Raw genomic sequence first — 16722 nt, 5'->3', positions numbered from 1 at the left:
ATGGAGAAATATTGTGGGCGAATACGTAAATGAATTGAATAGGAAACGATTTAAAGGAGCTACTCATTATGAAAATATCGACAAAAGGTCGTTACGGGTTGACCATTATGATGGCACTGGCAAAAAAAGAAGGGGAAGGTCCCATCTCATTAAAGTCCATTGCGCAGGAGTACAATCTATCTGAACATTATTTAGAGCAACTAATTGCCCCGCTTCGAAACGCGACGCTTGTAAAAAGTGTGCGTGGTGCTTATGGTGGCTATAAGTTGGCAAAGCAGCCAGAAGAGATTACAGCTGGTGACATTATCCGTGTATTGGAAGGGCCGATTAGCCCTGTTGAAGTGTTAGATGATGAAGAGCCGGCTAAACGTGATCTTTGGATTAAAATAAGAGATGCTGTTAAAGATGTGCTTGATACAACGACGCTTTCAGATTTAGCGAACTTCAAAGAAGATGGCGAGCAAGATTACTACATGTTTTATATTTAAAAAGGTGATGGAATGAACGAATATTATTTTGATCATGCTGCTACCTCCTCGGTTCACCCAGAAGTGGTTGAGGCGATGATTCCTTATTATACAGATGTGTTCGGTAACCCATCCAGTAGTCATCGTTTTGGGCGCCGTGCAAAACAAGCTGTAATGGATGCTCGTCATCGTATAGCCTCGCATATTTCTGCTAGTGCAGATGAAATCATTTTTACAAGTGGTGGTACAGAGGCGAACAACCTTGCATTACTTGGTTATGCAAGGGCGAATCGTACGAAGGGGACGCATTTGATTACGTCTAAAATCGAACATCATGCAGTATTACACACGATGAAGCAACTTGAAAGAGAAGGATTTACGATTACCTATGTTGACGTGGATACAACGGGGCAAGTATCAGCTAACGATATAAAAGCGGCATTAACAGAAGATACGATTTTAGTATCAGTTATGTACGGTAATAATGAGGTCGGAACAGTGCAGCCAATAGAAGAAATTGGAGCCATTCTTCACTCTCACCAAGCTGTTTTTCATACAGATGCGGTTCAGGCTGCAGGATTAAGAACGCTTGATCATAAGTTGTTAGGTGTTGATATGCTCTCCCTTGCAAGTCATAAGGTGAACGGTCCAAAAGGTGTAGGTTGTTTATATGTATCAAAAGCAGTGACGCTTGATGCAACGACCTATGGTGGTGAACAAGAGCGGAAACGTCGTGCTGGTACAGAAAATGTACCGGGCATTGTTGGCTTTGCGAAAGCGATTGAGCTCGCAAAAGAGCAACAAGCTGTTAATCAGCAGAAGTACAATTATTTCCAAGCCGCATTTATAGAAATAATGGACGCTCATGGTGTAGAGTATGTACTGAACGGATCAAAAAATCGTTTAGCCCATATTCTTAATATAAGTTTTCGTAACGTTAAAACTGAAACATTATTAATGAAACTTGACATAGCAGGTATTGTTGCGTCTGGAGGTTCTGCTTGCACGGCTGGTACACTCGTTCCATCCCATGTGATAGAAGCCATGTACGGACATGATAATCATAAAGTAATGGAAGCAATTCGGTTTAGCTTTGGACTAACAAATGAAGAGAGCGAAACGATAGAAGCATTTAATAAAATAGCGACAATTGTCAAGGCAGAGCAAAGTCGAGATAATTTTATCGAATAGATTAAATAAGCGAGGGAAATTGTATGAAAAAACCAGAAGAGACTCGGGTTGTCGTCGGTATGTCTGGTGGCGTCGATTCTTCTGTTACAGCACTTGTATTAAAAGAGCAAGGGTATGACGTCATTGGGATCTTCATGAAAAACTGGGATGATACAAATGATTCGGGCTTTTGCTCAGCAACAGAAGATTATGAGGATGTGGAGCGTGTTGCTCAACAGCTTGATATTCCTTATTACGCGGTTAATTTTGAAAAAGAGTATTGGGACAAAGTGTTTACGTACTTTTTAGATGAATACAAATCTGGGCGTACACCAAATCCAGACGTTATGTGTAATAAAGAAATTAAATTTAAAGCATTTTTGAATCACGCCATTGCTCTTGGAGCCGACTATGTAGCAACCGGACACTATGCACAAATTAATTATAAAGATGGAGAGTATCAGTTAGTAAAAGGTGCTGATGCGAATAAAGATCAGACCTATTTTTTGAATGCGCTAAGTCAGAAGCAATTATCTAAAGTGATGTTCCCGCTTGGGCATATGGTGAAAGCCGATGTGCGAAAGAAAGCAGAAGAAGCAGACTTAGCAACAGCGAAAAAGAAAGATAGTACAGGTATTTGTTTTATTGGCGAGCGAGACTTTAAAGAATTTTTACAAACATTTATTCCTGCTCAACCTGGTGAGATGCAAACTGTTGATGGTGAAGTAAAAGGCGAGCATGATGGATTGATGTATTATACTTTAGGGCAAAGACAAGGTTTAGGAATTGGTGGCGCTGGTGAACCTTGGTTTGTCATTGATAAAGATCTAGAACGAAATGTGTTAATTGTTGGACAAGGCTTCCATCATCAAGGATTGTATTCCTCTGGATTAAAAGCAGAAGGAATGAACTGGATTATGAGTGAGCCAAACGGTGAATTTACATGTAAAGCGAAGTTTCGCTATCGTCAAGAGGATCAATGGGTCACGGTTATTCCACGAGAAAACGGTCAGGCTGATATTCAGTTTCATGAGAAACAACGAGCAATTACACCAGGACAGGCAGTCGTGCTATATGATCAAGAACGTTGCCTTGGTGGAGGAACAATTGATGAGGTTATACGGGAAAACGTCTAATGGCGTTTTCCTTTTTTCAAGGGGGTACGTATAAATGGATTTATCAACAGGTATTGCATATATGAAGGAAGCTAATTATGAAGAGGCAGCAAAAGTGTTTACTGACTATATTGAAGAACACCCAAAAGAGCCAGAAGGCTATATAAATATGGCTAACCTCTTACGGGTGCTTGGGGACCGTGAACGGGCAGTTGTCTTTAATGAGCGTGCGATTGAACTAGATAAGGATGCGACCACTGCTTATTATAGCCTTGGTGTGCTTGCGTATGAAGACGAACATTTCCAAGAAGCGATCAAGCGTTTTCTTATAGCTCAACAAAAAGGGTTAGCTGATGCTGACTTATTTTATATGCTTGGCATGTCCCATTATCAGCTAGGTTCCCTTGCTCATGCACAGGCTAATTTAAGCCGTGCCCATGAATTACAAGCAGATGATCCGGAAATTGCCTTTCAATATGGTCTTTGTCTTGCACAACAAGATCAACTAGGGGAAGCAGAAGCGCTGTTTATTGAGGTATTAAAACAAGACTCAACTCATGCGGATGCGTATTATAACCTTGGTGTCATTCATTTATCTTCAGAAAGGGTAGAGGAAGCACTGAAATGTTTTGACTTAGCTTTAACGAATCAAGAGGACCATTTACTTGCTGGAAATGCGAAACGTGTTGTAGAAGATGCATTGAACAAAGGGTGAGTGTATACTTATGGATGTGGAAGAAACAGGAAGATACATTAAAGGAAAAGTGACACACGTGCTATTCCGTAATGCTGAAAATGATTATACGGTTGCTACTGTTAAAATTGATAAAACGAATGAACAAATTGAAGCGAAGAAAACAACAATAGTCGGTCACCTCCCAGAGCTTGAGATGGACGAAACGTATTCGTTTTTTGGACAAGTTACCGAACACCCAAAGTTTGGTACACAATATAAAGTTGAGACATTTAAAAGGGAAATGCCTAAAACGAAAAATGGTATTATTAAATTTCTTTCAAGTGATCGTTTTCCTGGTATTGGAACGAAAACAGCCGAAACGATTGTCAATGAACTAGGTGAACGCGCAATTTCGCTTATTATTGAAGATCAGAATGTTCTTGATCGAGTGCCAAAGTTGAAAAAAGAGAATGCTATGATGCTTCATCAACGTTTATTAGAACATCAAGGAGCCGAACAAGTTATTATTCAGTTATCTCAATATGGCTTTGGGACAGAGCTATCAATGAATGTGTATCGCGCGTATAAACTTCAAGCACTTGATATTATTCGTACGAATCCATATTTATTAATAAAAGACGTAGAAGGAGTTGGTTTTCGCCGCGCCGATCAGCTTGGGGCAGCCATTGGCTTAACTGGGGATCATCCGGAACGAGTGCGTGCGGGTATCTTATACTTAATTAATGAATTAAGTATCCAAGATGGGCATCTTTTTCTTAATACGGAGTCGTTTATTCAAGAGGTTGTGCTATTGCTACATACACCAAATAAGCCTGTAAGTAATGAAAATGTTCAACAAATCATTAAAGAAATGAATGAAGAAGGTCTGGTTGTAACAGAGCATGACCGTATTTACATGAAATCTCTTTTTTATGCGGAGCGAGGAATCGCTCAAAACATTATGCGTATAAAGTCTTATGAGCTTCAATCTGAATTTACGCAAGCAGATATGGAAAAAACCCTCGGTGAGTTAGAAGAGAATCACAATGTAACGTATTCGCATTTACAAAAAGAAGCAATAGAAACAGCGCTTCATTCGCCTATTATGCTTTTGACTGGAGGTCCGGGTACAGGCAAAACAACCGTTATAAAAGGAATTGTAGAATCTTATGCACGTTTACAAGGCATCAATCTTGATGGTCGAGGAACGAGCGAAAAAGAAAACCGGTCTTTGCCAATTAAGCTTGCTGCGCCTACAGGACGTGCAGCGAAACGAATGGCTGAAGCCACCGAACTGTCTGCTGGTACAATTCATAGCTTGCTTGGCTGGAAAGGCAGCGCCACAGGTTTTGATAAAGGAGATCATGATCAGCTCGAAGGAGAACTGTTAATTGTAGATGAAATGTCGATGGTGGATGCTTGGGTCGCTAACCAGTTGTTCAAAGCGATTCCGAAAGGAATGCAAGTCGTTCTTGTTGGTGATGAAAATCAATTGCCATCGGTTGGACCCGGGCAGGTGCTTAAAGATTTGCTCGACTCGGAAGTGATACCTACCGTTCAATTAAATGAAATTTATCGACAGGCAGAAGGTTCATCCATTATTGAGTTAGCTCATTCCATGAAAGATGGTTATTTGCCAACAGATATAACGGCAAAAAAACCTGATTTACGCTTTTTCTCTTGTCAAACCAATCAAGTGAAGCAAGCGGTCTGGCAAATATGTGAAAATGCACGTACAAAAGGCTATAGTCCGAGGGAAATTCAAGTATTAGCTCCGATTTATCGTGGTGGAGCAGGCATTATTGAATTAAATACTATGTTGCAAACACTCTTCAATCCGGCTAAAGAAGGGCGGCGTGAAATTCCTTTCGGTGATGTCATTTTTCGTAAAGGTGACATGGTACTTCAACTTGTGAACAATGCAGAAGAAAATGTCTTTAATGGAGATAGAGGAGAAATTGTAGCTATCCTTTATGCCAAAGAAACAACGGAGAAAAAAGATCAACTCGTTGTGTCGTTTGATGGCTTAGAAGTAACGTACGACAAAAAAGATTTTACTCAACTAACTCATGCCTACTGTTCCTCTATTCATAAAGCCCAAGGTAGTGAATTTCCTATTGTAGTCATGCCAGTTGTTGGAAATTATCAACGCATGCTACGACGGAATTTATTATATACAGGCATAACAAGGGCAAAGCAATTTTTACTTTTATGCGGAGACATAAAAACATTTGAACAAGCGATTCAAAAAAAGAATGACGGCAGACAATCATTATTAAAAGACCGACTTCAAGAGCGAATGATGTAGCTGGTAACCATCTCCGGGGATAAGGAGGGAGAAGGTACATACATTATAACTGTTCGGAGAGGTGGTGCAGCTTTTGCGAACGATGCAGAGAATGATTGGTTTACCAATTGTTTCAATGGCAACTGGCAAAGAAATTGGACAAATTTGTGACGGCTGTATGTGTGATGGTCGAATAGCAGGGTTCATAATTAAGCGAAACCACGCTTTGCTCCATCACCATGGTTTTCTTCCTTTTGAAGCGATTCAACATCTCGGAGAACAAGCCGTTATGATTGATGAAGACACAAAAGTGGAAAATGTTGCTGATACGCATAAGCAGTATGATCCTATTTGTACAAGCCGCAAAAAGTTTAAGGGGAAGCCTGTCTTATCCTCAGAAGGCGATATGCTTGGTTTAGCAGAAGATGTATATTTTTCAATGGAAGTGGGCACCATCATAGGGTATGAAGTGACAGATGGCTGGTTGTCGGATATTAAAGAAGGTCGAAAAGTTGTGAAAGGTCATGACTTACTTCTTTGTAAGGAACGAGCGATCTTGTCTCTGTAGAGGAGGCACCTATAATGCGATGTCCGAATTGCCATTTAAAAGATATTGGTAAAATTGGCACAAATCAATATTACTGTTGGCACTGTTTCATTGAAATGAGCCTGGTTAAAGGAACATTAATGCTCCATCAAGTAGAGGAAGATGGGTCTTTGAGTTCCCTCGATGATTTATTTGCAGAAGAGGAAAGACAAATAGATTTATAAAGAATCGAGGTGAATCGATCTTGCGTAAATCCATTGCGCCATTAATGGTGATTGGTCTTGGAGCTGCTTGGTATTCAATGAACGATAAGAAGGCAAAAAAGAAAGTATACAATTTCTTTGAACCGATCATGGAAGCGGATAAGAAATTAATGAACGGAAAAACGTGGAAGAAAACAAAGAAGAAAGTGAAAAAAATGTTTCACGCATAACAGTGCTTATTAAGAACATGGATCGAATGCCATGTTCTTTTTTTGTTAATTTACTTTAAAGTTGCGCATTCTAAGTGGAAGAGAGGAGTGAACCAATTGAAGCGAGACTTACTAGTTGCTGACGTATTAAAGTGGTCAAAATGGCTTATTATGTTCGTGTTTTTTTTACTTGTTCTCTACGTGCTTACATATATTAAGCCACTTTTCACCATTGTTCAGCCACTAATTTGGCCGATTCTTGTATCTATATTAATTGCTTATTTACTGCATCCATTAATTGAGAAAGCAGTCCATTTTGGCATGAATCGGAGTGTGGCAACGGCTTTGCTATTCCTTTTATTTATCCTAGTCATAGTGGCTCTTCTATTTTTAGGAATACCAATCGTTGTAAGACAAGTACAAGAGGCGATGGAGGTAGTGCCGCATCATATTGGTTCTCTAAAAGCAATGCTTCTTACTTATCAAGAAAAAACGGAGGGTTTACCAGATCCCTTAAGAGAGCATGTAGGAGACTGGTCCGGGAAAATAGAACAATTTACAGAAAAAGGTTTAGATCAGGTAGAATCCTTTATTTTAACAATAATACAATCGAGCGTATTATGGATTGTTGTTCCTTTTCTTGTCTTTTATTTATTAAAAGATTTTACTCTATTACAGCGAGTCGGTTTTTATGTAACACCTAGAAAATGGCGAACCATGACACGTCTTTATTTAAAAGACGTGGACAAAACGTTTGGATCGTATTTGCGTGGACAATTACTCGTTGCCCTTTGTGTTGGCGGGTTATCAACGATTGCCCTTCTTGTTTTAGGGGTGCCCTATGCGTTTTTACTTGGTATTTTTATTGGAGCAACAAACTTCATTCCTTATTTCGGTGCTTTTATTGGAGCAATACCAGCCGTTGGCTCCGCATTACTTGTGTCTCCATCATTAGCGCTCTTCACGGCTATAAGTATCTTTGTCACTCAGCAAATAGAAGGAAACGTGTTATCCCCCTTAATTGTAGGGAAAACCGTTCACCTTCATCCAATTTTAATCATTTTAGCATTACTAATCGGAGTAGAAGTCGGAGGGATTGTCGGATTACTTGTTGCTGTCCCTGTAACAGCTATCGCAAAAGTCACATTACTTCATATTCGGACGTATATGAAAGGCGAAGTGGAGTTTAATTGACTTTTGAAGTCTTGCGCGCTATAATCTTCGTGAATCAAGTTACGTACATGCATAGTGGAATAATTACAGTGAAAGAACGAGTACGCATTAGCCCGTTTAAAGAGAGATGCTTTCTTGGCTGAAAAAAGCATTAACGAAGAAATGCGGAATGCTATTCTGGAGTAGCGAGTATATCGCCGTCACCTGCGTTAAAGGGCTTAAGTGATAATAAGAGAATTCTTGTTATAATTAAGGGTGGTACCGCGTGAAAACAATCTCGTCCCTTTATAGGGAAGGGGTTTTTTTATTTGTTTTTATACATAAAGGAGATGAGTCCAAAAATGAAGAAATTAACTTCAGCACAAGTCCGACAAATGTTTATTGATTTCTTTAAAGAAAAAGGTCACTCTGTAGAGCCGAGTGCATCGTTAGTCCCGTTTGAAGATCCTAGTTTATTGTGGATTAACAGTGGGGTAGCTACATTGAAAAAATATTTTGATGGTCGTATAATTCCTGAAAACCCACGTATCGTAAACGCTCAAAAATCGATTCGAACGAATGATATTGAAATTGTTGGAAAAACGGCTCGTCACCACACCTTCTTTGAAATGCTTGGAAATTTTTCGATTGGTGATTATTTTAAAGAAGAAGCCATCATTTGGAGTTGGGAATTCCTTACAAGTGAGAAGTGGATTGGCTTTGATAAAGAAAAACTATCGGTTACGGTTCATCCTGAAGATCATGAAGCGTATAAATTATGGATGGACAAAGTGGGTGTACCTGAAGAGCGAATCATTCGTTTGGAAGGGAATTTTTGGGATATTGGTGAGGGGCCAAGTGGACCAAACTCGGAAATATTTTATGATCGTGGACCAAGCTATGGCAATGATCCGAAAGATCCAGAGTTGTACCCAGGAGGAGAAAATGAGCGCTATTTAGAAATTTGGAATTTGGTTTTCTCACAATTTAATCACAATGCAGATGGCACCTATACACCTTTACCGAAGAAAAACATTGATACCGGCATGGGACTTGAGCGAATGGTATCTGTTATTCAAGATGCACGAACAAATTTTGATACAGATTTATTTTTGCCCATTATTAAAGAGACCGAGAAATTAGCAAACGCATCATATAATAGTGGTAATGAAACCGTAGACACAGCTTATAAAGTGGTTGTGGATCATATTCGAACAGTTGCTTTTGCGATTGGGGATGGCGCATTGCCTTCAAATGAAGGAAGAGGCTATGTATTAAGACGTTTACTTAGACGTGCAGTACGCTTTGCTAAAGCAATTGGGATTGAAAAACCCTTTATGTATACACTCGTACCAGTAGTTGGCACGATTATGGAAGATTTTTATCCCGAAGTAAATGAAAAGAAAGCGTTTATTCAACGTGTGATTCGCACAGAAGAAGAACGTTTTCACGAAACACTTCATGAGGGACTAGCAATTTTAAGTGAGATCATGAAAAAGGCTAAAGAAAATAATGAACAGATGATCAACGGTAAAGACGTGTTCCGCTTGTACGACACCTACGGATTTCCAGTTGATTTAACCGAAGAATATGTGGAAGAAGAGGGGCTTCGCATTCACCGAGAAGAATTTGAGCAGGAGATGGAAGCTCAGCGTAACCGTGCACGTGCCGCTAGACAGGAAACCGCATCAATGGGTGTTCAGGAAGATGTATTTGGTGACTTGAAAACACCAAGTGTATTTGTAGGCTACGAACATACGGAAACGACCTCTACAATTAACGTCATCATCAAAGACAAAGAAACCATCGATATGGCTCAATCAGGGGATACGATTTCAATTATTTTAGACGAAACTCCTTTTTACGCTGAAAGCGGTGGTCAAGTAGCGGACCAAGGTGTTCTCTATACAGATAAAGGACAAGGTCGCGTACTAGACGTTAAAAAAGCACCAAATGGCCAGCATTTGCATACAGTTGAAATGGAATCAGGCACTCTTCAACAAGGTGATAAAGTGCAAGCACGTATTGAAGTTAGAGAACGCTTAGACATTGTGAAAAATCATACGGCCACTCATTTGCTTCACCAAGCTTTAAAAGATGTTCTTGGAGAGCACGTTAATCAAGCAGGATCTCTTGTAAACGGAGAACGACTACGATTTGATTTTTCTCATTTCGGTCAAGTGACGCCAAATGAGCTTGCGCAAATTGAACAGCTTGTAAACGAAAAAGTATGGCAGGCGTTGCCTGTCACGATCACGACTGAGTCTCTTGCAACCGCGAAAGAAAAAGGTGCAATGGCGCTTTTCGGTGAAAAATATGGTGATGAAGTACGACTTGTTCAAATTGGTGATTATAGCTTAGAGCTATGCGGAGGTTGCCACGTTCGCAATTCTGCTGAAATTGGTTTGTTTAAGCTCGTCAGTGAATCTGGAATTGGCGCAGGCGTTCGACGGATTGAAGCTGTAACATCAAAAGGAGCTTATGATTTTGTTAACGACCAATTATCACTGTTAACAGACGCGCAAGAGCGTTTGAAAGTGAAGCAACTAAGAGATGTTCCTGCAAGAATTGAAGCATTACAACAAGATTTACGTGAATTAAATCGTGAAAATGACTCGTTAACTGCTCGACTTGCTCAAAAAGAAGCAGGGCAATTACTTGATAAAGCAGAAGAGATTAATGGTATCTCAGTATTGGCAGAAGTCGTACAAGCAAAGGATATGGATTCTTTACGTGCAATGGTCGATTCTTTAAAACAAGAAGATCGTAAAGCTGTTATTGTATTAGGAGCAAAAACAGGGGATAAAGTATCACTTGTTGCAGGTGTTACGAAGGCAGCAATTAGCGAAGGGCTTCACGCTGGGAAATTAATTAAAGAAGTAGCAAGCCGCACTGGCGGCGGTGGTGGTGGCCGTCCTGATATGGCTCAAGCGGGTGGTAAGGATCCATCGAAACTTCAAGATGCGTTAAACTATGTAAAGGAACATGTCAATTTAATTTCCTAATTGAACCAATCTGTTGTACAATGAAGACGATACTTTGAGCAAACCTTCTATTACTAAATAAAAGAGGTGAGAGCAATTGAGTTCAATGGATAATACGATGCAGTTTAACTTTAATGATGATTCCTTTGATAAAGATGTTCGTGAAGTGCTCTTATCTGTTTATGATGCACTTGAGGAAAAAGGGTATAATCCGATTAATCAAATTGTAGGCTACCTCTTGTCTGGCGATCCGGCCTATATACCAAGACATAAAGATGCACGTACACTCATTCGCAAACTTGAACGAGATGAACTAATTGAAACATTGGTTAAATCGTATTTAAAGGAGCAGGGAAAAACGATTAAATGAAGATACTCGGACTAGATGTAGGGACGAAAACAATTGGCATTGCCATAAGTGACGCGTTTGGATGGACTGCTCAAGGTTTGAAAACGATTAGAAGAAATGAATCGAATGAAGCAGAGGATTTTAAACAAATTGTTTCTTTAATAGAAGAACATGCTGTTCAAACGGTTGTTGTTGGATATCCTAAAAATATGGATGGAACTATTGGAGCAAGTGGGCAGAGAAGTGAACAGTTCGTCGCACAGTTATCTGAATATGTATCCATTCATACCGAACTTTGGGACGAGCGTTTAACAACGATGGCTGCTGAACGTGTGTTGGTTGATGCAGATGTTAGTCGAAAGAAACGAAAAAAAGTGATTGACCAAATGGCGGCCCGCTTGATTTTGCAAGGTTATCTTGATCGACGTTCATACACTAAATAGAAAAAAGGTAGGTTTTTTACATGGCACAAGAAGAAAAAGAACGTTTTGTTATTCCAGATGAAGAAGGTACGGAGCATTTATTTGATGAATTATTCCGCTTTACAGTTGATGAAACAAACAAATCGTATATGGTTCTAGTTCCAGTTGGTGAAGAAGAGGATGACGATGAGGAAGTAGAAGTATTTGCTTTTCGTTACGAAGATCGTGAAGATGAAGATAATGATATTGCCTTCTTCCCAGTTGAAACAGATGAAGAGTGGGAAATGATTGAAGAAATGTTGAATACTTTTTCTGAGGAAGAAGACGAGTAAATAGCACATAACCCGTGCAGGCGTTGCACGGGTTCATCCGTATGTGTATGCTGCACATCGTCCAATTCCCCTATACAAGAAAGCAGAAAACTATTGTATAATTGGACGAGTGAGGAGGCAATTAATGTCAAAAGAAAAGAAATATAAAGCTAATGATGTTTATCAAGAGCGTGCATCTCAGGCAAAGACAGTTCGAAAGATTGTCTTCATCAGTCTGTCGGCTTTTTTTGTCGTTGTACTTGCTGTTATCATTGGCGGTTATACGTACTTTGTTAATGCATTAAAGCCTGTCGATGCAAGTGATGATGGACAGGACGTTGAAGTTCACATTCCTGTAAACACCTCTACTTCACAAATTGCTCAAATCTTAGAAGATGAAGGTGTTATTAGAAATGCAACGTTCTTTCGCTATTACACAAGGTATAAAAACGAATCGGGTTTCCAAGCAGGAACCTATTCACTCAATACATCAATGGATACTGATGAAATTATTGAAGAATTAAAAGATGGTCTTGTTATGGCAGAAGCGGCGACGACGATTGTCATTCCAGAAGGATTAACGCTAAACACCATTACAGAGCGTTTAAGTGAATTTACAGGAGACAGTCAAGACGATATCTTTTCGTTTATTGATGATGAAGAATTTGTTCAAACACTTATTGAAGAATACGATATGCTAACGGAAGAAATTTTAGATGAAGACATTCATCACCCGCTTGAGGGCTATCTCTTTCCTGCTAGCTATCAGTTTGATGAGGAACAGCCTGATATTGAAGCGGTTGTACGTTCAATGCTTGATCAGATGCAACTTGTTTATAATGAAAGACAAGGAATTATTAATGCCAGTGACTATACCTTTCATGAACTTTTGACCATTGGTTCCATTGTAGAACGTGAAGCGAGAGAAAGAGAAGATCGTTTTACGATTGCTGGAGTCTTGCATAATCGTTTAAATGAAGGTATGATGCTACAAGTAGATCCTACGGTTGCCTATGCGCAAGGGGAACATATTTATATGACCACTTATGATGATTTAGAGGTAGATTCACCTTATAATACGTATCAGCATACAGGTTTACCGCCAGGTCCAATTTCTACTGTACGAGAGGAAGCGCTCGTTGCAGCAGCTGATCCAAATGAAACAAATTATCTTTACTTTTATGCCCGTTATAATGGCGAGATTATTTATAATGAAGAGTATGATGCTCATTTAGAGGCAAGAGATGCGTATCGTCATGAATGGCAAGAGGCAGCAGAGGATACTGAATAAAGTAAGCATAGGGAGCAACGTGCTCCCATGCTTTTTTCGTAAAAGGATGTTCGAACGTACATGATAAATGAAGAAATGATCTCATATATTGCATCTTTAAACCGTGCAAAAAGCAAACTGGTTCTTGAAATGGAAGCATTGGCCCGCAAAGAAAACGTGCCGATTATGGATGAACTGTCATTAAACGCAATGGTTTCTATTTTGCAAGCACAGCAACCAAAGCGAATTTTAGAAGTAGGGACAGCGATTGGTTATTCTGCTATACGATTAGCGGAAGCGCTTCCTTCAACAACCATTATTACCATTGAGCGGGATGAGCACCGCTACGAACAAGCTGTAGCTCATATTGAACAGGCGGGACTATCGGACCGAATTATTCCTTATCTGGCTGATGCAGAAGATGCCGTTCATTTGCTTACACCCTATCTTCCTTTTGACAGTATTTTTATTGATGCCGCTAAAGGAAAATATCAAGCATTCTTTGAACAGTTTGAACCGCTTTTATCAGATAATGGTGTTATCTTAAGTGATAATATTTTATTTAGAGGGCTTGTAGCTAAACAAGATTTATCTATGGAGCCTAAGCGAATTCAAAAGCTGGTTGCAAAAATAAAGCACTATAATGAATGGCTTAGTCAACACACAGAGTTTTACACATCCATTATTCCAATCGGAGACGGTATAGCTTGTAGTACGAGAATAAAGAGGGAAGATTATGACAATAAATCAAAATAGACCTGTTATTATAGGGGTAGCTGGTGGCACTGGTTCTGGCAAAACAACCGTTGCAAAAGAAATTTTTAATCAATTTAACCAATCTTCTATTGTTTTGATTGAACAAGATGCTTACTATAAGAATCAAGATCATCTTGCGTTTGAAGACCGATTAAAAACAAATTACGATCATCCGCTTGCATTTGACAATGAGTTGCTTTATGCTCACCTGAGACAGCTTGTTGATCGCACGCCTATTTACAAACCTGCGTATGACTATGCGCAGCATACACGTGCAAAGGAAGTACTGGAAATCAAACCGAAAGACGTCATTATTTTAGAAGGTATTTTAATTCTAGAAGATGAGCGCTTACGCAGTATGATGGACATTAAAGTATTTGTTGACACGGATGCTGACATTCGTATTATGAGGCGACTTTTAAGGGATACAAAAGAAAGAGGGCGTACGATTGAATCTGTTATCGAGCAATATACCAATGTGGTTCGTCCGATGCATTTACAATTTATCGAACCAACGAAGCGTTATGCTGACGTAATTATTCCTGAAGGTGGAGAAAATAAAGTTGCGATTGATTTAATGGCAACAAAGATCAGAACGGTTATCCAACAAAAGCAGGATTCAAACATCTAATGATATAGATTCTTTACTAACATTGAGGAGTGAATGAAAGAATGGCTGAAGAGAAAAAACATTATATGACAGAAGAAGGAAAAAAGAAATTAGAAGATGAATTGCAACATTTAATTACGACTCGACGTAAAGAAGTAGTCGAGCGTATCAAAATAGCTAGAAGTTTTGGCGATTTATCAGAGAACTCCGAGTACGACTCTGCAAAGGAAGACCAGGCGTTTGTAGAAGGTCGAATTGCACAACTTGAAAAAATGATTCGTAATGCTGTCATGATTGAAAAAGAAAAAACAGCAAGTAATGTCGTATCACTTGGTAAAACAGTACGTCTAATTGAATTACCTGATGGGGATGAAGAAGAGTACACCATTGTTGGTTCAGCTGAATCAGACCCACTTGATGGGAAGATTTCAAATGACTCCCCAATGGCACAAAGCTTATTAGGGAAAACGGTTAAAGATAAAGTAACTGTCAATACGCCAGCTGGTGAAATGGAAGTAGAAATTTTAGAGATTCGCTAATAGTAAAAAAGTCTCCTTTTTCTGTTTAACTGAAGGAGACTTTTTTCGCTTGCTAAGTGATACCTGTTGCGGTTTAATTAGAACGAGCTATAATGGAGTAGAGAGATAGGAGGGAATTTACACTATGGGCCAACGTTATGAAAGCCGTAAAGATAAACGAAAAAACCAAATCCTTAACATCGCGATTACCATTGTTGTCATTCTAATTCTCTTTTTTGGAGGTACATTAGTCGTAAATATGGTGAATCAAGACCAAACTGCTACAGAAGAGAGCAGACAAATTATAGACCCTGATTCAGATGAATCGGATGAGTCTAGTGATAATGAGGAAACAGAAGACGAGGCAAATGAAGAAGATGCTTCAAATGAAGAAGACGGTATAGATGAGGAAGAAGCGACTGAAGAGGACGATGCCAACGAAGAAGAAGATGGCGGACAAGCTGAAGTAGGGGATGTGTTACCAACAGAGCAAACGAACCCTGCTCCAAATAACTTCGGTGGTCAAAATTGGAATGAGATGGAACAAGCAGCATATAATGCAACTGGTCTATCGAGTAGTACGAGTGATACCATTTGGATTGGAAACGGTGGATCGACTACGAGTGCCATTGTGACGCTATTAGATAAAGGCACGGGGCTGTATTATCAAGTTCGTTTACAGTGGGTAGAATCCCCAGAACTTGGCTGGCAAATTGAATCAGTGAATCAATCGGAAACAAATCCGAATTAAAGAACCAAAGCCTTTCCATTCACACTGTATGGAGAGGCTTTTCTTTGCTCGAAAGGAAAAATCGTATTGAAGTAAAGAAAACGGACTATCCAATGCTTAAAGAATAGACTTTTTTAGTGAAACAAGTGAAAGCAATGTGTATACTAGTTGAGGAAGCATTTTGCTAGGGAAAGGATGAATTAAATGAAAATAGGCATCATCGGCGCAATGGAAGAAGAGGTTAATTATTTAAGAAAGCAAATGACGGATGTAACGGTAACAGTTATTGCAAATTGTGAGTTTACAGACGGTATTTTAAACGGTACAAATGTTATTTTAACAAAATGCGGAATTGGTAAAGTAAACGCGGCTTTAGCAACGTCTATTTTAAACGATCGCTATCAACCAACATATGTTATTAATACAGGTGTAGCAGGCGGTTTAAACCAAACGATGGCTGTAGGGGATTTGGTTATCTCAACAGAAGTGCGTCATCACGATGTAGACGCAACTGTATTTGGATATGAGTATGGTCAAGTACCAGGTATGGTTTCAGCATATTTACCTGAACCAACTCTAATTGAAGCAGCAAAGGACGCTGCAACCAAGGTTGGCTTTCACGTTGAGGAAGGTTTAGTTGTAACAGGAGATTCGTTTATGGACGATGAAGAGCGAGTGAACGCTGTCAAAGTGCGTTTTCCAACTGCATTTTGTGCAGAAATGGAAGCTGCTGCGATTGCACAAGTCTGTCATCAATACGGAACACCTTTTGTCATTATACGTGCATTATCTGACGTTGCTGGGCAAGATGCGAAAATGTCTTATGACACCTTTTTAGAAAAATCAGCTGTCAATTCAGCGAAACAAGTCATGCTAATGATTGAGTCATTGGCGTAACGTTTTTTTCCAGTTGAGGAAAGAGTCTTCGCTTCTTTTAAGCACGTCA

The 16722-nt window shown here is 39.4% G+C and carries 19 protein-coding genes and 1 other annotated feature; all 19 genes read left to right on the top strand.

Features of this window, described 5'->3' with window-relative positions; translation table 11 throughout:
* The first annotated feature begins 68 nt into the window (after nucleotides 1-68).
* The 19 genes from cymR to mtnN all read left to right on the top strand — a co-directional run bounded on the left by cymR (nucleotide 69) and on the right by mtnN (nucleotide 16673).
* Nucleotides 69-488: a cysteine metabolism transcriptional regulator CymR gene (gene cymR, locus BK583_RS13665; RefSeq protein WP_035396059.1), complete on the top strand. Its 420-nt coding sequence runs from the start codon at nucleotides 69-71 to the stop codon at nucleotides 486-488.
* A gap of 12 nt (nucleotides 489-500) precedes the next feature.
* On the top strand, nucleotides 501-1658 hold the full coding sequence (locus BK583_RS13660; RefSeq protein ID WP_055737372.1) for a cysteine desulfurase family protein: 1158 nt from the start codon (nucleotides 501-503) through the stop codon (nucleotides 1656-1658).
* 23 nt (nucleotides 1659-1681) lie between these two features.
* Nucleotides 1682-2773, top strand: a complete 1092-nt coding sequence (gene mnmA, locus BK583_RS13655; RefSeq protein WP_055737373.1) for a tRNA 2-thiouridine(34) synthase MnmA — start codon at nucleotides 1682-1684, stop codon at nucleotides 2771-2773.
* 34 nt (nucleotides 2774-2807) lie between these two features.
* The gene (locus BK583_RS13650; protein ID WP_055737374.1) at nucleotides 2808-3467 is read left to right on the top strand and encodes a tetratricopeptide repeat protein; all 660 of its coding nucleotides are present in this window, start codon (nucleotides 2808-2810) and stop codon (nucleotides 3465-3467) included.
* A gap of 10 nt (nucleotides 3468-3477) precedes the next feature.
* On the top strand, nucleotides 3478-5736 hold the full coding sequence (gene recD2, locus BK583_RS13645; protein ID WP_055737375.1) for an SF1B family DNA helicase RecD2: 2259 nt from the start codon (nucleotides 3478-3480) through the stop codon (nucleotides 5734-5736).
* Between the two features lie 82 nt (nucleotides 5737-5818).
* Nucleotides 5819-6283, top strand: a complete 465-nt coding sequence (locus tag BK583_RS13640) for a PRC-barrel domain-containing protein (protein ID WP_371836665.1) — start codon at nucleotides 5819-5821, stop codon at nucleotides 6281-6283.
* A gap of 14 nt (nucleotides 6284-6297) precedes the next feature.
* A complete protein-coding gene (locus tag BK583_RS13635; RefSeq protein WP_176463610.1) occupies nucleotides 6298-6486 on the top strand; it encodes a YrzR-like zinc ribbon domain in 189 nt (62 codons plus the stop codon).
* A gap of 20 nt (nucleotides 6487-6506) precedes the next feature.
* On the top strand, nucleotides 6507-6695 hold the full coding sequence (locus BK583_RS13630; protein ID WP_055737377.1) for a DUF3918 family protein: 189 nt from the start codon (nucleotides 6507-6509) through the stop codon (nucleotides 6693-6695).
* Nucleotides 6696-6791: 96 nt separating this feature from the next.
* Nucleotides 6792-7868 carry an AI-2E family transporter gene (locus BK583_RS13625; protein WP_051667455.1) on the top strand — a complete coding sequence of 359 codons (1077 nt, stop codon included), beginning with the start codon at nucleotides 6792-6794 and terminating at the stop codon, nucleotides 7866-7868.
* Nucleotides 7869-7927: 59 nt separating this feature from the next.
* Nucleotides 7928-8135 (top strand) — a binding site (T-box leader).
* Nucleotides 8136-8188: 53 nt separating this feature from the next.
* Nucleotides 8189-10831 (top strand): alanine--tRNA ligase, encoded by a 2643-nt coding sequence (gene alaS / locus BK583_RS13620; RefSeq protein ID WP_055737378.1) that lies wholly within the window; start codon nucleotides 8189-8191, stop codon nucleotides 10829-10831.
* 76 nt (nucleotides 10832-10907) lie between these two features.
* Entirely contained in the window at nucleotides 10908-11180 is a 273-nt protein-coding gene (locus BK583_RS13615) for an IreB family regulatory phosphoprotein (protein ID WP_055737379.1), read from the top strand.
* Nucleotides 11177-11602, top strand: a complete 426-nt coding sequence (gene ruvX, locus BK583_RS13610; protein ID WP_055737380.1) for a Holliday junction resolvase RuvX — start codon at nucleotides 11177-11179, stop codon at nucleotides 11600-11602. Before BK583_RS13615 ends, ruvX begins: the two co-directional genes overlap by 4 nt.
* 20 nt (nucleotides 11603-11622) lie before the next feature.
* The gene (locus tag BK583_RS13605) at nucleotides 11623-11913 is read left to right on the top strand and encodes a DUF1292 domain-containing protein (protein WP_038478752.1); all 291 of its coding nucleotides are present in this window, start codon (nucleotides 11623-11625) and stop codon (nucleotides 11911-11913) included.
* A gap of 124 nt (nucleotides 11914-12037) precedes the next feature.
* Nucleotides 12038-13183, top strand: coding sequence for an endolytic transglycosylase MltG (gene mltG, locus BK583_RS13600; RefSeq protein ID WP_055737381.1), 1146 nt, complete (start codon nucleotides 12038-12040; stop codon nucleotides 13181-13183).
* A 60-nt stretch (nucleotides 13184-13243) separates the two neighbouring features.
* Nucleotides 13244-13918: an O-methyltransferase gene (locus tag BK583_RS13595; RefSeq protein ID WP_055737382.1), complete on the top strand. Its 675-nt coding sequence runs from the start codon at nucleotides 13244-13246 to the stop codon at nucleotides 13916-13918.
* Nucleotides 13899-14549: a uridine kinase gene (udk, locus tag BK583_RS13590; protein WP_055737383.1), complete on the top strand. Its 651-nt coding sequence runs from the start codon at nucleotides 13899-13901 to the stop codon at nucleotides 14547-14549. Before BK583_RS13595 ends, udk begins: the two co-directional genes overlap by 20 nt.
* Before the next feature lie 41 nt (nucleotides 14550-14590).
* The gene (gene greA / locus BK583_RS13585; protein ID WP_035396039.1) at nucleotides 14591-15067 is read left to right on the top strand and encodes a transcription elongation factor GreA; all 477 of its coding nucleotides are present in this window, start codon (nucleotides 14591-14593) and stop codon (nucleotides 15065-15067) included.
* Between the two features lie 124 nt (nucleotides 15068-15191).
* On the top strand, nucleotides 15192-15797 hold the full coding sequence (locus tag BK583_RS13580; RefSeq protein ID WP_051667458.1) for a YrrS family protein: 606 nt from the start codon (nucleotides 15192-15194) through the stop codon (nucleotides 15795-15797).
* A gap of 183 nt (nucleotides 15798-15980) precedes the next feature.
* The gene (gene mtnN / locus BK583_RS13575) at nucleotides 15981-16673 is read left to right on the top strand and encodes a 5'-methylthioadenosine/S-adenosylhomocysteine nucleosidase (RefSeq protein WP_055737384.1); all 693 of its coding nucleotides are present in this window, start codon (nucleotides 15981-15983) and stop codon (nucleotides 16671-16673) included.
* Nucleotides 16674-16722 lie beyond the last annotated feature (49 nt).

Origin of the sequence: Shouchella oshimensis (assembly GCF_002019765.1) — a bacterium.
Lineage (GTDB): Bacteria > Bacillota > Bacilli > Bacillales > Bacillaceae_D > Shouchella > Shouchella oshimensis.
This window is presented reverse-complemented; position numbering and strand designations above follow the sequence as displayed.

What these genes read in the sequence shown, in the direction of transcription:
- ruvX (WP_055737380.1), top strand. Translation starts at nt 11,177, where the DNA reads ATGAAGATACTCGGACTAGATGTAGGGACGAAAACAATTGGCATTGCC.
- BK583_RS13580 (WP_051667458.1), top strand. Translation starts at nt 15,192, where the DNA reads ATGGGCCAACGTTATGAAAGCCGTAAAGATAAACGAAAAAACCAAATC.
- cymR (WP_035396059.1), top strand. Translation starts at nt 69, where the DNA reads ATGAAAATATCGACAAAAGGTCGTTACGGGTTGACCATTATGATGGCA.
- BK583_RS13635 (WP_176463610.1), top strand. Translation starts at nt 6,298, where the DNA reads ATGCGATGTCCGAATTGCCATTTAAAAGATATTGGTAAAATTGGCACA.
- alaS (WP_055737378.1), top strand. Translation starts at nt 8,189, where the DNA reads ATGAAGAAATTAACTTCAGCACAAGTCCGACAAATGTTTATTGATTTC.
- BK583_RS13595 (WP_055737382.1), top strand. Translation starts at nt 13,244, where the DNA reads ATGATAAATGAAGAAATGATCTCATATATTGCATCTTTAAACCGTGCA.
- recD2 (WP_055737375.1), top strand. Translation starts at nt 3,478, where the DNA reads ATGGATGTGGAAGAAACAGGAAGATACATTAAAGGAAAAGTGACACAC.
- BK583_RS13640 (WP_371836665.1), top strand. Translation starts at nt 5,819, where the DNA reads ATGCAGAGAATGATTGGTTTACCAATTGTTTCAATGGCAACTGGCAAA.
- BK583_RS13650 (WP_055737374.1), top strand. Translation starts at nt 2,808, where the DNA reads ATGGATTTATCAACAGGTATTGCATATATGAAGGAAGCTAATTATGAA.
- BK583_RS13605 (WP_038478752.1), top strand. Translation starts at nt 11,623, where the DNA reads ATGGCACAAGAAGAAAAAGAACGTTTTGTTATTCCAGATGAAGAAGGT.
- mltG (WP_055737381.1), top strand. Translation starts at nt 12,038, where the DNA reads ATGTCAAAAGAAAAGAAATATAAAGCTAATGATGTTTATCAAGAGCGT.
- udk (WP_055737383.1), top strand. Translation starts at nt 13,899, where the DNA reads ATGACAATAAATCAAAATAGACCTGTTATTATAGGGGTAGCTGGTGGC.
- mtnN (WP_055737384.1), top strand. Translation starts at nt 15,981, where the DNA reads ATGAAAATAGGCATCATCGGCGCAATGGAAGAAGAGGTTAATTATTTA.
- mnmA (WP_055737373.1), top strand. Translation starts at nt 1,682, where the DNA reads ATGAAAAAACCAGAAGAGACTCGGGTTGTCGTCGGTATGTCTGGTGGC.
- greA (WP_035396039.1), top strand. Translation starts at nt 14,591, where the DNA reads ATGGCTGAAGAGAAAAAACATTATATGACAGAAGAAGGAAAAAAGAAA.
- BK583_RS13660 (WP_055737372.1), top strand. Translation starts at nt 501, where the DNA reads ATGAACGAATATTATTTTGATCATGCTGCTACCTCCTCGGTTCACCCA.